Source organism: Lacrimispora struthionigena (assembly GCF_048627165.1).
Classification (GTDB): domain Bacteria; phylum Bacillota; class Clostridia; order Lachnospirales; family Lachnospiraceae; genus Lacrimispora.
The window spans coordinates 19,501-39,318 of record NZ_JBMBWP010000003.1 but is presented as its reverse complement, the minus strand read 5'-3'; the positions used below and the strand labels follow the sequence as shown (position 1 = coordinate 39,318).

At 39.8% G+C, this 19,818-nt stretch carries 19 protein-coding genes and 1 riboswitch; of the genes, 14 read left to right on the top strand and 5 right to left on the bottom strand.

The genetic code is table 11. The features are described 5' to 3' along the window. From ACOAOT_RS25225 to pepT, 10 genes are all read left to right on the top strand, one after another. Window positions 1–929 (top strand): S8 family peptidase (locus tag ACOAOT_RS25225; RefSeq protein ID WP_420219508.1); only part of this gene is annotated, 929 nt, incomplete at its 5' end. A gap of 363 nt (window positions 930–1,292) precedes the next feature. Then, a complete protein-coding gene (locus ACOAOT_RS25220; protein ID WP_420219507.1) occupies window positions 1,293–2,879 on the top strand; it encodes a hypothetical protein in 1,587 nt (528 codons plus the stop codon). Between the two features lie 21 nt (window positions 2,880–2,900). Next, a complete protein-coding gene (locus tag ACOAOT_RS25215; RefSeq protein WP_420219506.1) occupies window positions 2,901–3,473 on the top strand; it encodes a hypothetical protein in 573 nt (190 codons plus the stop codon). Next, complete coding sequence (locus ACOAOT_RS25210) at window positions 3,470–4,804, top strand: contractile injection system protein, VgrG/Pvc8 family (protein ID WP_420219505.1); 1,335 nt, start codon at window positions 3,470–3,472, stop codon at window positions 4,802–4,804. Before ACOAOT_RS25215 ends, ACOAOT_RS25210 begins: the two co-directional genes overlap by 4 nt. 8 nt (window positions 4,805–4,812) lie before the next feature. Beyond that, complete coding sequence (locus tag ACOAOT_RS25205) at window positions 4,813–5,343, top strand: hypothetical protein (protein ID WP_420219504.1); 531 nt, start codon at window positions 4,813–4,815, stop codon at window positions 5,341–5,343. A gap of 27 nt (window positions 5,344–5,370) precedes the next feature. Further along, on the top strand, window positions 5,371–7,374 hold the full coding sequence (locus tag ACOAOT_RS25200; protein ID WP_420219503.1) for a hypothetical protein: 2,004 nt from the start codon (window positions 5,371–5,373) through the stop codon (window positions 7,372–7,374). Between the two features lie 69 nt (window positions 7,375–7,443). Beyond that, entirely contained in the window at window positions 7,444–7,845 is a 402-nt protein-coding gene (locus tag ACOAOT_RS25195; RefSeq protein ID WP_420219502.1) for a DUF3592 domain-containing protein, read from the top strand. A gap of 375 nt (window positions 7,846–8,220) precedes the next feature. Beyond that, a complete protein-coding gene (locus ACOAOT_RS25190) occupies window positions 8,221–8,784 on the top strand; it encodes a DUF2628 domain-containing protein (protein WP_420219501.1) in 564 nt (187 codons plus the stop codon). A gap of 18 nt (window positions 8,785–8,802) precedes the next feature. Then, on the top strand, window positions 8,803–9,405 hold the full coding sequence (locus ACOAOT_RS25185; RefSeq protein WP_420219500.1) for a hypothetical protein: 603 nt from the start codon (window positions 8,803–8,805) through the stop codon (window positions 9,403–9,405). 216 nt (window positions 9,406–9,621) lie between these two features. Next, on the top strand, window positions 9,622–10,848 hold the full coding sequence (gene pepT / locus ACOAOT_RS25180; RefSeq protein ID WP_420219499.1) for a peptidase T: 1,227 nt from the start codon (window positions 9,622–9,624) through the stop codon (window positions 10,846–10,848). An 80-nt stretch (window positions 10,849–10,928) separates the two neighbouring features. On the opposite strand, the gene sufU is transcribed toward pepT, so the two are convergent. From sufU to sufC, 5 genes are read right to left on the bottom strand one after another with little or no spacing between them, the layout of a single operon-like run. Next, window positions 10,929–11,372: a Fe-S cluster assembly sulfur transfer protein SufU gene (gene sufU / locus ACOAOT_RS25175; RefSeq protein WP_420219498.1), complete on the bottom strand. Its 444-nt coding sequence runs from the start codon at window positions 11,370–11,372 to the stop codon at window positions 10,929–10,931. Beyond that, window positions 11,362–12,588: a cysteine desulfurase gene (locus ACOAOT_RS25170; protein ID WP_420219497.1), complete on the bottom strand. Its 1,227-nt coding sequence runs from the start codon at window positions 12,586–12,588 to the stop codon at window positions 11,362–11,364. The genes sufU and ACOAOT_RS25170 overlap by 11 nt, the downstream gene beginning before the upstream one ends. After that, window positions 12,566–13,651 (bottom strand): SufB/SufD family protein, encoded by a 1,086-nt coding sequence (locus tag ACOAOT_RS25165; protein WP_420219496.1) that lies wholly within the window; start codon window positions 13,649–13,651, stop codon window positions 12,566–12,568. The genes ACOAOT_RS25170 and ACOAOT_RS25165 overlap by 23 nt, the downstream gene beginning before the upstream one ends. Before the next feature lie 16 nt (window positions 13,652–13,667). Then, window positions 13,668–15,086, bottom strand: a complete 1,419-nt coding sequence (gene sufB, locus ACOAOT_RS25160) for a Fe-S cluster assembly protein SufB (RefSeq protein WP_420219495.1) — start codon at window positions 15,084–15,086, stop codon at window positions 13,668–13,670. After that, a complete protein-coding gene (gene sufC / locus ACOAOT_RS25155; protein ID WP_420219494.1) occupies window positions 15,073–15,837 on the bottom strand; it encodes a Fe-S cluster assembly ATPase SufC in 765 nt (254 codons plus the stop codon). The genes sufB and sufC overlap by 14 nt, the downstream gene beginning before the upstream one ends. Before the next feature lie 228 nt (window positions 15,838–16,065). Next, a riboswitch (FMN riboswitch) is annotated at window positions 16,066–16,180 on the top strand. A gap of 165 nt (window positions 16,181–16,345) precedes the next feature. Between sufC and ribD the strand changes: the two genes are divergently transcribed. Genes ribD through ribH form a run of 4 tightly spaced genes read left to right on the top strand, consistent with a single transcriptional unit; the run spans window position 16,346 to window position 19,777 of the window. Continuing rightward, window positions 16,346–17,452, top strand: a complete 1,107-nt coding sequence (gene ribD / locus ACOAOT_RS25150; RefSeq protein ID WP_420219493.1) for a bifunctional diaminohydroxyphosphoribosylaminopyrimidine deaminase/5-amino-6-(5-phosphoribosylamino)uracil reductase RibD — start codon at window positions 16,346–16,348, stop codon at window positions 17,450–17,452. Continuing rightward, complete coding sequence (ribE, locus tag ACOAOT_RS25145) at window positions 17,433–18,080, top strand: riboflavin synthase (protein ID WP_420219492.1); 648 nt, start codon at window positions 17,433–17,435, stop codon at window positions 18,078–18,080. Before ribD ends, ribE begins: the two co-directional genes overlap by 20 nt. A 10-nt stretch (window positions 18,081–18,090) precedes the next feature. Beyond that, a complete protein-coding gene (locus ACOAOT_RS25140) occupies window positions 18,091–19,290 on the top strand; it encodes a bifunctional 3,4-dihydroxy-2-butanone-4-phosphate synthase/GTP cyclohydrolase II (protein WP_420219491.1) in 1,200 nt (399 codons plus the stop codon). Window positions 19,291–19,309: 19 nt separating this feature from the next. Next, complete coding sequence (gene ribH, locus ACOAOT_RS25135) at window positions 19,310–19,777, top strand: 6,7-dimethyl-8-ribityllumazine synthase (RefSeq protein ID WP_420219490.1); 468 nt, start codon at window positions 19,310–19,312, stop codon at window positions 19,775–19,777. Window positions 19,778–19,818: the final 41 nt, after the last annotated feature.

Below are 19,818 nucleotides of genomic sequence, written 5' to 3'. Positions count from 1 at the left end.
ACATCCATATTTCAGAAGCATGGAAAATTACAAAAGGAAATAAAGATATTATTATTGCTATCATTGATGAAGGTGTGGATTACAAACATGAAGATTTAAATGTATCCGATAAACTGGTAACCGGGTATGATGCTTGTTATAAGCGTAATGATCCAACTCCTAAAAGTGCTGATGCCCATGGAACTGCCTGTGCAGGCATAGCGGCCGCAAAAAGTAATAATAATAAAGGAATCGCCGGCGTGGCTCCGGAATGTAAAATAATGGGAGTAAGAATTGCATATGGAGTTATTGAAGGTGGCGAAAGATTATGGGTTACTGATGATGCAAAAATTGCAGATGGAATTGTTAAATCTGTGGACAGAGGAGCGGATGTCCTTAGTAACAGCTGGGGAGGCGGAGAAGATAGCCAAACAATTACAAATGCAATAAATTATGCCAAACGAAATGGCCGAAATGGAAAAGGCTGCGTTGTTTGTTTTGCAGCTGGCAACGATGATGGCAGCGTTTCTTATCCTGGCAGATTAGATAATGTTATAACTGTTGCAGCATGTAATGAGTATGGTGAAAGAAAAAGTAAGACAAGTAGAGACGGTGAATATTTCTGGGGTAGTAATTATGGCCCGGAAGTTGATGTAGCAGCTCCGGGTGTTCATATTTTCACAACTGATATTATGAATAATGACGGCTATACTTCTAATAATTACGTAGAAGATTTTAACGGTACGTCTGCAGCAACCCCGCATGTTGCAGGAGTCGCTGCACTTATGCTTTCCGTTGCTCCAGAACTAAAAGCAAGTGAAGTCGAAGAGATAATCCGAAATACTGCAGATGACATTGGTGCTAAAGGTTTTGATAATTATACCGGTCATGGGAGAGTCAATGCATTTAAAGCTGTTTCAAAAGCATATGAAAAGCATATGAATAAATAGGCAGGAGCTGATGACGTTCAATCATTTTGAGGACATCAGAGCTGTAAGAGTGCAGCGGTTATACTGTATGGGTATCAATGCCAATACGTAACTTAGACTGCAATAATATATGCCCTTAGATCTGCAGATTCAGAAACTATATCGAAAGAGTCAACCTCTCATTATAATGAAAGGTTGGCTCTTTCGACTGTGCAAAGTACAATTTTGGAAGTTAACGTGTACAATTTTGGCACTTGGGTTGAAATTTGTGTCGTAAAATGGTAAATATTAGTAGATACATACCATCTAAAAGTGATTAGTTAGGCGTGTTTTTGGTAACAGGATTATTTATGCGAAGGGGGCGGCATATTGGTTGGGATAAGTATGGATAAGATATTTGTGACAGGCGCAGTAGAATTAAATCAAGTATTGAGTTTTGAGATGAACGCAGAAATGAACGAACATGCCATTCTCAAATTAGAAGGATTAATGGATAATATAACCGATGAATGTCACAGTAATTTAATTGGGAAGAAAATATCCCTTATCTGTGAAGAAGAAGGAGTGAAAATCCCTGTATTTACAGGAATCATACAACAATCAAGACTCATATTTAAAGGAGAAGATTGTCGTGTAAAGTTTAAATGTATATCTTCAAGCTACGAGTTTGATAAAGTTAAGAAGTGTTATTTTTATCAGAATAAACATATGACCTATCGGCAAATGTTTGATATTGTTTCTGGAAAAGGGCGCAATATTTTATTTACTTGTGGGAGCGGATTAGAAATTAATACCCCATTATTGCAATACGAGGAAACTGATTGGGAATTTTGTAAACGAATTGCAAGCCAATTTGGTTCTGTTGTTATACCTGAAATCACTGGTGAGTACCCCCAGATATCAGTTGGAGTAATCGGAGGAAAACAATATCGATTAGAAGACACAAATGATTATAAATGTCAAATAGAATGGGGGGAATACCGAAAGAAAAGGTTATTGTATGAATGTAATTATGAAGATTTTCGTATATATACTGTTACCGGAAGCCTCAGTTATATGCTTGGAGATAAAGTGTGGTTTAAAAATTCCAAGAAGACAGTTACTTCTAAACATGTCAGTTTTAAAAACGGTTTAATCCAAGTAGAATATAAACTTGGTTCTGAAGCCGCAGCCGGAATGAAGCCATTTTATAACCATAGGATATGTGGTCTGTGTCTGAAAGGAACCGTTAAATGGACATCCAAGGAACACATAAAAGTTAATATGGATTTAGACCGAAATGGGGATCCTCTTGAAGAAGAGTTATTCGCATTTGAATATGTTCCCGTATCAGGTAATATTATGTATGCGATGCCAGAAAAAGGTACAAGGGTTCAGTTGTATTTTTCGAATGAAATGGAAAACAGCGGGATTGTGATAGGAAGTGTAAATGAAAAGATAGATTATCCGGATGCATCTGAAAAAACCTTTCAGACAAAAGAAGGAAAAAGATTAGATATACAATCAACTCAGATGAATTTATCAAGTGAGGTCAGTCAAATAAGCATGGCATTATCGGATCAATTGGGTATTAATATGTTTTCTAAAAAGGATATCTGCATTAATGCAAAAAATAGTATTAAGTTACGAACAGGCGGTAATGTAACAATGGATACTCCGCTGGGATACCATTTTGAAAATAAAAAATCTGGAGATTGTATTAATCTTGCAGGAAATGAAATGCGAATGACAACAGAGAAAGCGGTGATCAGCGGGCTTCCTCACAAATTGGGGCACAAACCTGAGCCGGTGTGTAAGAACTATGGAATCAGTAATTCATACCAATATGCAACGAATATTATTGGAGGTATTCCTCAGGGAATGACTGCGACAGCTGCTTCTTCCGCTATATTAGGTGGATTACCATCATTTCAAAATCCGAGTAAAGAGCATCAGGTATCTGACTTAATATTTTTGGGAAGAAATTCGTGAATTTTTTAATTGGGAGGAACCATGAAATATAAGGATGAACAAATTGCATTAATGCGAAATGAGCAAAAGAAGAGTAAGTATGTGAACAGTGAAACAGGTATGTATGTTGGTGATAGTCTTATAAATTTTCATCAAATGGAGCTGCTTTCCTTTTTTAAAATCATGATGCCGGAAGAGTTTACGCAGATGGATCCGGGACTGGCAGCGAAAAAGTACCCGTCAGTGGACAGACCTCAGCTCATTATGACAGATGAGGAAGGGGAGGTTAATTTTACTTTTAGCCTTTTTGAGCAGGAGATTGAAGCTGAGAAGATTGATGGTACATTAAATCAATTTCAAATTATGATTACAACTGCTCAGCCTGCAAACAAGTTTATGGGAAGAGGGCATATTGAAAGCGACGAATACCGGTGTGGCTGGATGGAATTTAAAAGTCATACTCTTGATGGAGCTGTATATAATATTTTGTCCATAACAGTAATAAAAGAAAGATTTCTTTTAGGACTTTTTAATTGTCCTTATGAAGAATGGATGGAATGGAAACCGGTTATGCTGGAGCTGTTAAATACAATTCACGGAAAGGAAAAGTCATGATGAAAGCGATAGGTATCAATATAAAACCATTTCCTATGATAGAAATTATAGAATGCCAGATAAAAAAAGAGGTTAATGAGCATATGCGGGCGTATATATCCGGTTATATAAATGATAAGGATGTATTAAGTAAATGTATGCCTGATACGGAAATTACAATTGAAATAACAGACGATGATGGAGAGGTACATACTTTTTTTCGTGGAATAACTGATAAAATATCAAATACGGAAGAAGGCTTTTTAACTAAACTGGAAATTCATGCAATTTCAAAAACGACCTTATTAGACTCAACAGAAAAAGTTCGGTTTTTTTATAATAAAAAACAGACATATAAAGAAATTGTACGTTATATTGTTTCCGATAATAAAAATGCCAGTGTTATTATGAACCGCGTAAGCGAAAAACCATGCAATATCATAGCGCAATATAGGGAGACAGACTGGCAGTTTTTAAAAAGACTGGCAAGCTTCTTAAATACGGTATTGGTTCCGGATTGTACGAACAGCCACATCTGCTTCTTTTTTGGATTACCCACGAAAGATGATGCAGAATTGGATGTAGCATTTTATGAAGTGAATATTACAGATCATGTACAGGAATATATTGTAGAATCCAGGGAGATTCTTAATTTATGCACACCTGTGGAATTTCATGGTCACAGATTGTATGTATATGAAATTGAAAGCAGACTCCATAAGCAGGAATTAATACATAGATATCGTTTACGTGGGAAACAAGACTTTCAGGTTAAAACCTATGGAAATGAAAGAATAATAGGGGCCTCATTTATGGGGGAAGTTTCAAAAGTAAAAAATGATGTAGTACGGATCAATTGTAACTATGGTTGTAAAGTTAATAATGAGGATACTGTCTGGTTTCCATTTGCTTCTGTTTACTCATCACCAGAAGGTACCGGGTGGTATTGTATGCCAGAAATAGGAGATAGAATCCGACTACATTTTCCGGATGAAAATGCAAATCATGCATACGTAATAAATGCAGTTCATACGGAAAGTGATTGTGATTTGCGGAAAAATCCAGAGGAAAAATCCATAAGAACAAAACATGACAAAGAGATACGTTTCACCCCCGAAAAAATAATGATTACCAACCATAAAGGATTATCCATTGTACTGGATGATGAAAAGGGGATTATGATTAATAGTAACAAGGCAGTAAAAATAACAGCATCGGAATCTGTGGAGTTTGCCAGTGGAGGGGAAACCAGTATCGTTGCGGGAAGAGGAATCATTTTCCGCGAAAATAATAACTCATTGATGATCTCTGATGGAATCAGCCATACCGGACTCACAATTCAGTATCAATAGGAGGTTTCATGGATTACTTTTGGATAAAAGAAGATAAAAGCTACATGCACACACCAGTTATTATAAACTTAAATGATATTGTTAATCGCAGAGCAGCCATGTCATTAGAAAATGCTTCAAATATAGCGAATATTAATGTGGGATTTGCAAGATCCCAATACCCGCTTGATTATATAGATGTATTGGATAGTCAATTGTTCCTTGTTAGTGAGGAGGTAAAAAAGGTATTTTCTATCTATGAGCGTTCTCTGCAATTTAAGACGGTATGTATTTTAAATAATTTGGACGGGAGCAGTTGTAATTATTACGCACCTTTATTTGTTAAAATTGACTGTCTGCCTGATGAGTACAAGGCTGTAAGAAATAGAAATAAACTGGGAACGTTGATTATTAACGCAAGCGATGCTGAGGATCACAGTGTATTTAAGATAGCTGGTATTGATACAGATATTATCATTATTCGTCTGGATGTGGCAGAGAGTCTTCTTAGAAGGAATATTAGGAAATTGACGCTGGAGCGTGTACTGCTGTTAAATTAATATATACAATTGATAGGGGAAGCGATTATGAAAAATTTGAGTGGAAAACAGAAACCTAATTATCTTTTGGATTCGTCATATGTTATGTGCTCCTGTGCGAGGCAGGCTCCGTCAAAATGCAAAAAGCTGGACACAGAATGTTTTGAGTATTACAGGCTTTTAAATGCAACAGATAAGAATAATGGTGTATTTGGCAAGGATAGTCCGTTTATCAGGGATATCGACTGCGAGCCTTTTATAAATCTGGACAAATTTGGGTGCTGTCAGGCTGATAATTATGTCAATGCTATGAATGACATTATTTGTAATCTAAACAAGAGTAAGAAGCTTTACCCTGTGGAAAGCCCTCAATATCAGGCTTTACAGAATAAATTTTTGTATTATTCGGATTGTGTAACAGCTGCTATGAATCAACAGGGTATTCCAAAACAAGGCCGTAATTATCCTTGTGTGCTGGAGTTAATAGACAGTTGGTTTAATACAGATGATAAGACCAGAATGAGCAATAAACTTGAAGTAATAGCGCAAATGAAGAAATTGCAAGGAAGTTATATGAAACAAATTAAGGAGTCCCTTGTAAAATTAAAGCAGGGTTCTAATAAATATATAAAGGATGAAGGCTTTGCGCCAGACCTAGCATATGCATTAACAATGGGCAAAGAAGGAAAGGGGAATTTAGGCTCATCGAATTGGAAAGATGCAAAGCCGGCGGTTTCAAAGAATCTATTAGATTATTTTGATGAAAATGAAAAGAAGAAAAGAGAAAGAAAAGAAGAAAAAAGAAAAATTCTTAATAAGGAATTGGAGGCACAGTCTGAGATAATCAAGAATGTAAATGATTATATAAAAGATGTAAGTGAATGGGCAAATTCAAATATTACATCAGTATATAGTGCAGATGAAGATAATGATTCAGATCTTGTTTATATTGATGACATGGATGTTGTATTGTCAGAAATTAGTAAATTAAGAAGTAAGTCCTCCGTTGTATTAACAAGTATTAAAGGTTTTGAATCTATTGCTAGAAAACATGGAATTGAAGATAAAAGAAGCGAGTTGGAGCAGGAGATACAGAATATTTATACTAATTTCAATACAATAAGTACAGAAATAGGCAAGTTAAGAAGTAATATTTATGAGCGACCGGTTGTGACTGAAGATTCCTTTTTGGTTTGCAGATGTGGCGGTATTGTTAAGGTAGTACAGAATGGAAGTTGGGTGAATATCAGTAAAGGCAGAATAGAGGCAAATATTATAGATCTGCTTAGGTTTGCTGAGGATCGTATACATGGGGATTATATAAAAAGTTCCAATCGTGATCAGCGGTTTTCTAGAATTAAAGCATTCAATATTGTTCATGGAATTATTTTATATGCAACAGGATTAGAAGAAGCAAAGCCTAATTATATTATTGATGAGGAATGTGAAAAGGCAAGAAAGCCGGCTCCACATGTAGAGATTAAAATTCGACCTGCTAAAGAAGTGTTAAAACAGGCAAAATATGGGGAAGCAGCGGCTAACGCAATGACCTTAATATCAGGTCCTTATGAATGGATCGGAGTCGGATTAACTATTGTTTTATCTGTAGCTGATATTATTGAATCAGAAAATTTTTTAACATTAGACAATGTGAACTCCATTGAAGCGCTTAGTAATGTCGTATATCATAATACTAAAATAATGAAGGAAATTATGAAAAAAGCAACATATGATGTAGTTGGTGAAGTACTCACTCAATATTCTAATACTGTAACTTTATTTAGCATATTAGAAGATATTTTATATAATTCCTATGCAAATTTTGTAGGAGAAATTAAAATTACTATAAGTACATATTATGAAGAATATCAATTTACAGGTACATATAATATCATGGGAGATAAAGAAGGAGAGTATATACCTAATAATAAACCAATACAAAAATCTAACTTTTCGCAAAAAGTTCCTAGTGACAACAAAACTAATATAAAGTATAAAATTTATGAGGACGGAGTATTTAAAAAAGGTGAACAAACTGATTTTATGTGGTAATTTACTATAACAGAAACAGAATCCATTATTTATTAAAAACAAAAATATAAATTTGGGAGCATATATTATATGATTATTTTATTTTTTTTATTTATAAGTTCTTTTTCACTATTTATAGCAGCTATAATTAATAGTATAAAAACACATAAATATGAAGGAAGAACAGAAGCCCAAATAATTAATATTAATGAATCATATCATAATTATAAATTAAATAAAATCTATACATATTATCCGATCTACCAATATGAAGTTAACAATATTATATATAGAATAGAATTTCCTTTTGGTGAAGATTCACCAGAATCTATACCAATAGGGAAAACGGTAATTATAAAATATAATAGAAATAATCCTGAAGAATTTTTTGTTTGTGGTAAAGAATATGTATGGAGAGTACAAGCAATACTTAGTTTTGTAATAACTATAATCATGCTCTCAATAATTATTGTAAAAAGTTTGGGCCTATAAGTTAAAAAGGAATGGAGCGTGACTCTAAATCGTGAAATGCATTAGGTGTTGTTTTTTTTTAGAAAATTTAATAATGCAAAATATCATTTAAAGACAGTTCTAGATCTATCAGTTATGGAAGAATAAAAAGCCTGTGCATTCACAATTTTATCAGAGTGTTGTTCATATCAAGATAAAAGCTATAATGTTCTGTGCTATGCAGAAGTAGCTTATAAAAAGAACATCTCCTTTGATGATCTATTATTTGTACAAAGACATGTTAAAATCTGTTTACAAAATCTTGTACAAACAGATTTAGATTATGAAAATTGCTCTCAGTAGTAGGTGAAACAGGTGGAGACAGACTTAATATAAAAATGGGGGAATCGAGAAAATATGAACATGGAGTATGATGAAAGCCAGATAGGTGGATATTCGATATCAGAAATTAGAGGACATCTGGAAAAAAATCAAGAAGAGTATTTAAAGAGATTCAGACAAATTGATAAAAAGAAAAAATTTAATGGAGCAGCTGCATTTTTTGGTCCATTATGGTTTGCTTATCGAATGATGTGGATAGAAGGAATTTTATTGTGGTTCATTTCTTCTATAATAACATTATTTACTTCGTTTATTATTTATATGTTAGTTTTAGCTAGAATAATATATAGCAAAGATTCTGCCGGACTGTTGCTATTTTTACTCTGGATTGTAAAATTCCTGATAATCGGAAAGCTGGCTGATTCCATCTACTGGCGGAAGATAAAAAAGAGAATTGATGCTTCACATTGGGAAGATGAAAAAAAACTAAGTACAATTCAAAAATTAGCAAATTCTGTGGAGTGTAAAGGCGCTTCTATATGGAGTGCAATTGTTTTTTCTTTTTTATTGCAATTCGGGGACGTTATTGTAGGTGCAATTGTATTGGCTATGGCTACTGTAATATCCCAAATCTATTAAAATAAGGAGTATTAATAATTGATAAATGAAGTTAATTTGAAAAATAAAGTCATAAATGAGCTACAGGATATTGCAGATAATCGTTATCTTTGGTATTCAGAGATGATAGAAAAAGAAATTGATTTATATATCGCTGAAATTACTGATAGTCTAAAAATTGTACTTAATAAGATTTACGGTCAATACATAAAATTTCAAGATACCGGCGAGGAAGGAATACTGGAATGGGTATATTTATCATTCTTACATTCAAGCTTCCTTGATCACTCTCCATGCTATAGAATCGATTTCTACGATACAAGAGACTGCGTTTCAGAAATTGATTGCACAGAATTATGGGATTTTAAATATATATTTGATTGTTATTATAACATTGAAAAAGAAATCATTGAAAAATTCAATAAGCAGACCCGGGTGTTAAGGCATGAAATAAATGATATGTTAATACAGTTGCAGCAAAAGTTTCGTAGTATAGCGGATTCGTGGATTATCTCTATAATAAAAAATATATTAAAAGAGGATAGTATGTTTTTCTTAAAGGAGTCTGGTGTAAAAATTATGCTGGGTGAATATTTAGATAATTCTAAATTGATTACAGTGAATGATGATGAAATAGAATAGAAACCGATAATACAATTACAATTATGGTTTATCTGGCTGCATAGACATTAAAAGCGCCTTATGGTATAATAAGGAAATCCAAATGGTCCTTTCTGGTAATTTTTCCGGTTGATCTGGAGAATACTACCGGAGAATACAGAACCTTCAGGAGAACTGGATCCGGCTGAATTCATATACGCCGTTACCAGAAAAATATTGAAAAAGAGGCGATTAACAATGTCAGAAGTGATCAATCATTTTTTAAAATATGTATCCTATGATACCCAGTCAAAGGATGAGGTTGATGCTGTTCCAAGTACATCCAAACAGCGGATACTTGCGGAAGAACTGGTAAAAGAACTGCAGGCCATGAAGGCCGCAGACGTAAGAATTGACGAGCACAGCTATGTGTATGCTACCATCCCGGCAACCATAGATAAAGCAGTCCCTGTACTGGGATTTATCGCTCACATGGATACCTCACCGGCATACTCAGGAGCCAATGTGAAGCCGCAGATCGTAAAGAATTATGATGGTAAAAATATTCTGATGAATGCGGATACAGGACTTACCATGAGTCCGGAAGATTTTCCGGATTTATTAAAATATATCGGACAGGATATTATCACTACAGATGGGACTACTCTGTTAGGAGCAGATGATAAGGCTGGTGTGGCTGAGATCATGACTATGGCGGAATACTTACTTGCCCATCCGGAGATTCCTCATGGAACCATCCGAATTGGATTTACACCGGATGAAGAAGTGGGCAGAGGAGCAGATTTCTTTGATGTAAAAGGATTTGCTGCTGATGTTGCTTATACCGTGGATGGCGGTGGGTTAGGAGAGCTGGAGTATGAAAACTTCAATGCTGCTTCTGCCAGAGTTTTAATTCATGGATCCAGCATCCATCCCGGTTCTTCCAAAGGTAGAATGAGAAATGCACTTTTAATGGGAATGGAATTTCACAACATGCTTCCGTCTGCGGAAAATCCAATGTATACCGAAGGATACGAAGGATTCTACCACCTGGATTCTATGAGCGGATCTGTGGAAGAAGCCAGACTGGATTATATTATCCGTGATCACAGCAAGAAGAAGTTTGAAGATAAGAAAGAATTTATGACCCGTGTGGCAGATTATTTAAACCACAGATATCAAAGCGGGACAGTTGAGCTGATTTTAAAAGACAGCTATTTTAACATGAAGGAGAAGATTGAGCCCCATATGTACCTGATCGACATTGCAAAAACTGCCATGGAAGATCTGGGTATTGAGCCGCTGGTTACTCCGATCAGAGGCGGCACGGATGGCGCACGCTTATCCTACGAAGGACTTCCCTGTCCAAACCTTTGCACCGGTGGATACAATTATCATGGGAAATTTGAATTTGTTCCGGTTCAGTCTATGGAAAAGGTAGTAAAACTGCTTCTTAAAATTGTTGAAAAGTTTGCTGAAAAGTAATTGATAGAATAAAAATAAAGAAATCCGGAGTCGGTTTCAGGATACACTTCCAAAACCGACTCCGGACTTTTTTGCTGTCATTATTTATTCTCTGTTTCCTTTTCATCAAGGATTCCCATTAACGTATGCCAGGGAAGGACAGCGCATTTCACTCTGCCCGGCATATGGGAGATTCCCTTGAGAGCAACTGCATCCTCCAGAAATTCCAACTGCTCCTCATCTGATATTTCTCCTTTTATCATTCCGAGAAAGGTCTGAAGCAGTTTCTGTGCCTCCTCTATCGGCTTTCCAAGAATAAGATCAATCATGAGAGAGGCAGAAGCCTGGGAAATGGCACAGCCTTCTCCGGTAAAACCTGCATCTTCAATGATTCCGTCCTTCACCCGAAGTTCCAGAATGATGTCATCGCCGCAGCTGGGGTTGACTCCTTCCAGACTTGCTGTCGCATCAGATACTTTATGGCGGTTTTGATTGGAACGGCTGTTTTCCACAATAATCTGATTATATAAAGCGTTAAGCTCCATAACCCATCCACCTCCTTACCTGTCCTAAGCTATTTAAAAATACCGAAATATCTTCCTTTGTATTGTAGATGGCTATGCTTGCCCGGACACAGGAACCGATTCCAAGGTATTCCATTAATGGCTGCGCACAGTGATGACCGGCACGCACTGCAATTCCTTCTGAATCCAGAATTGTTGCTGTATCATGGGGATGAACTCCATCTACATTAAAGGAGATAACCCCATGACGGTCACTGCTGTTTGTACTTCCATATACGGTAATATAGGGCAGAGCATTCAGACCTTTCAAGGCCTGATCCATCAGCGCGTGTTCATGGGTACGAATTGTTTCCCAGCCGATGGAGTTCATATATTCTATGGCTGCAGCAAGACCTGCTTCTCCGCCTACATTTCTCGTTCCTGCCTCGAAACGGCGGGGGACTTCTGCATAGGTAGATGTCTGTTCATGGACGTTTGCAATCATATCACCTCCGCTTAAAAACGGGGGCATTTTATCAAGCAGTTCTTTTTTGCCGTATAGAACGCCGATGCCCATGGGAGCGTACATTTTATGACCGGAAAATGCTGCAAAATCCACATCCAGCTCTTTCACATCAACCGGCATATGGGATACACTCTGGGCGCAGTCTAAAACCACTGCAGCACCATGTAAACGGGCACGTTTCACAATGGATTTTACCGGTGCTTCCGTACCCAGAACATTTGATACTTGGGCAATGGCAATCAGCCTTGTGCGTGGGTTTATTTTCTGATCCAGTTCTTCTTCTGTGATCCGCCCGTCTGGTCCTGGATATAGATAAACCAGCCTGGAACCTGTGTGTTTTGCAACTCTTTGCCAGGGAACCAGGTTGCTGTGATGTTCCGCCACGGAGATAAGAATTTCGTCACCCTCTTTTAAGAACTCCATGCCGTAGCTGTAAGCGACCAGATTGAGGGCTTCTGTAGCATTCTGGGTGAAAATAATTTCCTCCGGGCTGGCGTTTACAAAGCGGGCTGCGGTCAGTCTGGCGTTTTCATGAATATCTGTGGAGCGGACACCCAGAGTGTAAACGCCCCTGTGTGGATTGGCATTATCCATGCGGTAATAATCATCCACTGCCTTTAAAACGGACAGAGGCTTGAAAGAAGTTGCTGCATTATCTAAATATATCAGTCTCTTTTCATTTTCCGGGACGGAAAGTATGGGAAACTGATCACGAACTGATTTCATGTTCATCAAGCCTCCTTTCAATCATAGTCAGAATTTCCTGGCGCAGATCGTCCTGAGTGATTTTATTAAGCACCGGCATAAAACGGGCTTCTACCAGCATACGCTTTGCCTCCATCAGACTAAGTCCTCTGGAACAGAGATAGTAGAGCTGTTTCTCATCAAACCTGCCCAGAGTGGCTGCATGCTGTCCTTCCACAGCCTCTTCGCCACAAAGGATTAAGGGAACTGTCCTGTTTCTGGCACTGGGACTTAAGAGAAGCACGGTTTCATTTTCGTGTCCGACGGAATGTGCAGATCCTGCTTTAAAGTCAATGGTTCCTCTTAAAATCTTGCTGCTGCGGCCTGAAAGAACTCCGGCGGTATGCATTTCACTAATTGTTTCCCGGCCAATGTGGCTGGCAATGTCATTAAAGTCGAAAATCTGATCCTCATCAGTAAAGTATGCGGTGTCCTGCTGGTAGCCGCCTCCCTGTCCTTCCAGATAAGCCATTGATCCGCAGGCAGCTGTTTTTCCGCCAAATACCGCACGGATCAGTTCTACTTTTGCACCTTTTCCAATGCGTGCGCCAACGGCATCAAAGCTCTGGCTGTTCTTTCCCAGCAACTGTATGGAGATAAGGCGGACAAAGGAATCTGCCTGGGCATCTATCTGAGTTAAATTTTCAACAACACCGTCTTTTGCATCCCCTCTGTTAATCTGAACGACCGTAATGTTACTTCCCGACTTTGTTTTTATTGCAAAATGAGTTCTGATAAACGGCTGGGTAAGATCCAGATTCTGTGTGATGATAACAGGTTCACTGGAAATGCCATCCCCCAATAAGTAACAGGTTTTATCTGCGCCATTTCTGATTAATTCATCCAGCCATTCACCCATACCACTTTTAATTTCAGCAACATCTGCCGGGAGATGGTCCATCAGAGTGATTCCATGAGGAAGAACGCCGTCATAAGGAAGGTGTCTGCCTTGTAAATATTCTCTGTCAGGAGGCAGTGCTTTTTGATCCAGCCAGTTTACTCCGGTCCGGTTCCAGGTAGGAACGGGGAGCCGATTAATTTGTGTATTCATATTTTTGTTCCTCCTTTCAGCCAATGCTTCCTTTCATTTCAAGATGAATTAGATTGTTCATTTCCACCGCATATTCTAACGGCAGCTCCTTTGCAATGGGTTCTGCAAAACCGCCTACGATTAAGGCTCTTGCATCATCCTCGGACAGACCGCGGCTCATCAGATAGAAGATCGCGGATTCACTGATTCTTCCGATTTTTGCCTCATGGCCGATATCTGCCTGATTACAGGAGATATCCATAACCGGTATGGTATCGGAGCGGGAAATACTGTCAAGCATCAGTGATTCACAGGAAACTGCTGATTTGCTTCCTTCTGCTTTTTCCGTTACAGTTACCACGCTTCGGAACGTGGAATTGCCTCCATCCCTGGATATGGATTTGGTTGAGATATGAGAGGTGGTATCCGGCGCAGCGTGGAGAACCTTTGCACCTGTATCCAGATTCTGGCCTTCTCCCGCAAATGTGATGCCTGTAAACTCCATACGTGCCTTCTTCCCTTTTAAAATACTCATGGGGTATAGATAGGAGATATGAGAGCCAAAGGATCCGGAAATCCACTCCACAGTCCCGCCTTCCTCCACTGAGGCGCGTTTTGTGTTTAAATTATACATATTCTTGGACCAGTTCTCGATGGTGGAGTAGCGGAGTCTTGCATTTTTACCAACATACAGCTCCACACAGCCTGCATGCAGATTGGCAACGTAGTATCTGGGAGCAGAACAGCCTTCTATGAAATGAAGATAGGCACCTTCCTCTACAATAATCAGCGTATGCTCAAACTGACCTGCACCCGGCGCATTAAGCCTGAAATAGGACTGAAGCGGGATTTCAACTGAAACTCCTGCGGGGACATAAACAAAAGAACCTCCGGACCAGACTGCTCCGTGAAGAGCCGCAAACTTGTGGTCAGACGGAGGTACCAGTTTCATAAAATGCTTACGTATCATTTCACTGTAAGGGCCGGTAAGAGCGCTTTCAATATCGGTATAGACTACGCCTTGGGAAGCAACCTCTGCACGGACATTGTGGTAAACCACTTCTGAGTCGTACTGTGCACCCACACCTGCCAGAGATTTCCGCTCCGCTTTGGGAATTCCAAGACGTTCAAAGGTCTCCTTAATATCGTCGGGGACATCGGACCACTTGGCTTTCATGGTTGATTTGGGACGGACATAAGTGACAATCTGATCCATATTCAGCTCGTCAAGAGATGGCCCCCAGGTGGGAAGCGGTATTTCGTTATATAATTTCAATGATTTAAGGCGGAACAGACGCATCCATTCCGGTTCATTTTTTTCCTTTGAAATCTGATTCACAATCTCCGGAGTAATACCGGAGTCCATAAGGAACGCCGGATCCAGCCTGTCTTTTACATCATAAATGGTCCGGTCAGCCTGGTCGACTCTTGTTTTTTCTTCCTTAAAGTCCTTCATGGAGTCCATCTCCCTTCCCCAGAACACCAAAGCCATTCTGTGTAATTTTTGAAATCAGTTCCTGACCGCCGGTGTAGGCTATTTTGCCTCCTTCCAGTACATGTACCACATCCACGTCAAGACCTTCTAAAATTCTGGCATTATGTGTAATGATGAAAAGCCCGTTTTTCCGGTTTTTAAAAGCACGGATTCCTTTTGTAACGGTACGGACTGCATCCACATCAAGACCGGAATCCGTTTCGTCTAAAAGAGCCAGCTTTGGCTGAAGCATAAGAAGCTGTAGAATTTCAGTTTTCTTTTTTTCACCGCCGGAAAAGCCAACATTTAAGTACCGTTCCGCATAACTGGGATCCATATCCAACGCTTTCATCTGTTCTTTCAGTTCCTTTTTAAATTGCAGAATCTTTGGAGGACGTTTTTCAAGGGAGCCTTTCGCTGTGCGCAGAAAATCTTCCAAAGTGACACCCGGAATCTCTTCCGGAACCTGGAATGAAAGAAAGACACCGGCTTTTGCTCGCTCGTCTGCTTTCATTTCTGTGATATCCTTCCCATCTAAAATAATCTGACCGCTTTCAATCTGAAACCGGGGATCCCCCATAATGGCAGATACGAGAGTGGATTTACCAGTTCCGTTTGGTCCCATAAGGACATGAAGTTCTCCCGAACCTATGGTAAGATTAATGCCGTTTAGTATTATTTTATCTTCCACAGAAACAATTAAATCTTTAATTTCAAGTAATGAATGACTCATATATCAATCAACCTCCTTTATTCCCCAAATGGGAATTTAATGGTTAGTATTTACTAACATATCTTTGTGATTTCATACTATACCAAAACAGTATGAATTGCAAGCATGATTTAAATTTTTTTATAATAATAGTGGGGATTTTGACGTTTCAGAACAGTTTGCAGGAGGGATTTTCACTTTTTCACTTGACATTTATTCCATGGGGGAGTATTATAACCCCAATTGAACAACAATCTTCAGGGCAGGGTGTAATTCCCTACCGGTGGTATAGCCCACGAGCCGCAAGGCATGATTCGGTGTAACTCCGAAGCCGACAGTAAAGTCTGGATGAAAGAAGATGATGCAGCTTTTTCATATTTATGATATATCTGCTGATTAACACGCTCTGGAATGATCATTTCATTTCAGAGCTTTTTGTGTTGATGGCCATAAATAATGGATGGATTGCCAAAAAAATGCCCTGAACCCTGTGTTCAAGGCATTTTTTTTGAATGAAAGGTGGTGTGATATGGACGACATGGAATGTATGGGTATAGCCCTGGAGCTTGCAAAAAATGGGTGTGGCTTTGTAAATCCCAATCCAATGGTTGGAGCTGTAATTGTAAAGGATGGAAGGGTGATCGGCACAGGGTACCATGAGCAGTTTGGTGCTCCCCACGCAGAAATAAATGCTCTTGCCAGCTGTGAAGAATCTCCGGATGGGGCAACTCTTTATGTGACACTGGAACCTTGCTGCCATTATGGAAAGACTCCTCCCTGTACAGAAGCTATTCTAAATGCAGGAATCCGAAGAGTCGTGGTGGGAAGTTTAGACCCTAACCCTTTGGTCAAAGGAAAGGGGATTAAACAGCTGCAGGAAAAAGGAATTGAAGTCACAGAGGGAATACGAAAATCGGAGTGTGACAGGCTCAATGAAGTATTTTTCCATTTTATCCAATCGGGAAAACCATATGTTGTCATGAAATATGCCATGACCATGGACGGAAAAACAGCGGCGTATACAGGTGACTCCAAATGGATAACCGGGAAAGCTGCAAGAGAAAACGTACAAAAAGACCGGCATCGTTACAGTGCCATAATGGTGGGAATTGGAACCGTTATGGCAGATGATCCCCTTCTTACCTGCCGGTTGGAGGGAGGGCGCAACCCCCTTCGCATTATCTGCGATACAAATCTGCGGCTTCCGCTTACATCAAAGATTGTGACGACTGCAAATGAAGTTTCGACTTTAATCGCAACATCCTGTAGCGATCTGCAGGCACAGCAGGCCTATTTAAACGCTGGATGCCGGGTTCTCTCAGTAAAACAGTCAGATGGACATTTGGATTTATCAGAGCTCATGACAAAGCTTGGTGAAGAAAAAATTGACAGCATATTGCTGGAGGGCGGGGGTACTCTTAACTGGTCAGCATTGCATGCAGGAATCGTAAACAAAGTGCAGACTTACATTGCGCCAAAGCTTTTTGGGGGATCAAACGGGAAATCACCAGTGGCAGGACTTGGTGTACCCAGTCCAGAAGATGGCTTTCTTCTCACAAACACTGCAGTATCCTATTGGGGCGAAGATATTTTAATTGAAAGTGAGGTAATGCCTAATGTTCACAGGAATTATTGAAGAAACAGGCGTACTGAAGGAATTAAAAAAGGGTGCTCAGTCCGCTTCGCTGACTATACAGGGCAGGGTGATTTTCGATGATCTGGCAATTGGGGACAGTGTGGCAGTAAACGGCGTATGCTTAACGGCAGCCAGTCTTTCTTCCCATACGTTCCGGGCAGATGTGATGCATGAAACCTTAAACCGTTCCTGTCTTGGAAAACTGCATCCTGGCGATTTTGTTAATCTGGAACGTGCAATGGCGGCTGACGGACGATTTGGCGGACACATTGTCTCTGGTCATATCGATGGAACAGGTAAGATAATGTCCGTTCGAAGGGATGACAATGCTATCTGGTACACCATTGCTGCTGACAGCAGGATACTTCGTTATATTGTAGAGAAAGGCTCTATTGCAGTGGATGGCATCAGTCTGACAGTGGCAACCGCAAATAATACGGAGTTTTGTATCTCTGCTATCCCCCATACAGTAAAATCCACCATCCTGTCCTATAAAAAAGCTGGTGATCTGGTTAATCTGGAAAATGACCTTATGGGGAAATACCTGGAAAAATTTTTATTATCATCACCGGATAAACCGCAACCAAGCGGTATCACAAGAGAATTCTTAACAAAATCTGGCTATTAGGAGGAGTAAAATGTTTGAGTATAATACCATAGAAGAGGCACTTAAATGGCTTCAACAGGGAAAAATCATTCTTGTAACAGACGATGAGGGAAGGGAAAATGAAGGCGATTTCATCTGCGCGGCCCAGTTTGCCACCACCGAAAATATTAACTTTATGGCTACGCACGGGAAAGGGCTGATCTGCATGCCCATGAATGAAGAGTTGTGCCGCCGCCTGGAATTGCACCAGATGATTTCTGAAAATACCGACAATCATTCCACTGCCTTTACTGTATCTATAGATCATGGGGATACAACCACCGGGATCTCTGCAGCGGAGCGATCACTGACTGCAATGAAATGTGTGGATGATACAGCAAAAGCGGAAGATTTCCGTCGACCCGGGCATATGTTTCCACTGCTTGCAAAACGAAACGGGGTGTTGGAGCGTGGCGGACACACAGAAGCCACCGTGGATCTCATGCGTCTGGCAGGGCTGAAGGAATGTGGACTTTGCTGTGAGATTATGGGGGAGGATGGTACCATGATGCGGACTCCTGAACTGATAGCACTGGCTGAAACGTGGAAGATTCCCTTTATTACCATTGCTGCATTGCAGGAATACCGCAAAAAACACGACAGGCTGGTGGAGCAGACATCAATCAGCGACATGCCCACAAAATATGGAGATTTTAAAGCTTACTGCTTTATTAATCAATTAAACGGAGAGCATCATGTCGCACTTGTCAAAGGTGAAATCGGTGACGGGGAAAATATTTTGTGCCGTGTTCATTCTGAGTGCCTGACCGGAGATGCGTTCGGCTCCATGCGCTGTGACTGCGGACAGCAGCTTGCTGCCGCCATGACGCAGATTGAACAGGAAGGCAGAGGAATACTCCTTTATATGCGCCAGGAAGGCCGGGGCATCGGACTGGTTAACAAACTGCGTGCTTACGCCCTGCAGGACAAAGGCATGGATACTCTGGAAGCCAACCTTGCGTTAGGCTTTGAAGGCGATCCCAGAGAATATTACATCGGCGCTCAGATATTGAGGGAATTGGGCGTTAAAACCCTGCGCCTGCTTACCAATAATCCGGATAAGGTGTATGGGCTGTCTGGCTTTGGTATGGAAATTATTGAGCGGGTTCCGATACAGATTCCGGCAAATGATCACGATTTGTTTTATTTAAAAACCAAGCAAAACAAAATGGGACACATTTTACACTATTAATCATAAAGGAGAATTTATCATGAAAGTTTTCGAAGGATCACTGGTATCAGAAAAAATCCGGATCGGCATTGTAGCCGCACGTTTCAATGAATTTATAACATCAAAGCTTCTTGGCGGCGCTGTGGATTGTTTAAAACGGCATGGGATCAGCGAGGAGGACATGGAAGTAGCATGGGTACCCGGGGCTTTTGAGATCCCACTGATCGCTTCCAAGATGGCAGGCTGCGGCAAATATGATGCTGTCATATGTCTGGGCGCGGTTATCCGGGGCAGCACCACTCACTACGATTACGTTTGCAGTGAAGTCTCCAAGGGCATTGCCCAGGTATCCTTAAGCAGTGGAATTCCGGTTATGTTTGGAGTTCTGACGACAGAAAACATTGAACAGGCAATTGAGCGGGCCGGAACGAAAGCAGGCAACAAAGGGTTTGACTGCGCAGCGGGGGCTATTGAGATGGTTAATCTAATCCGCGGGATACAGGCTTAATCAGAAAGAAAATCCTCCAATACAGGCTGTTTAAACCTGAT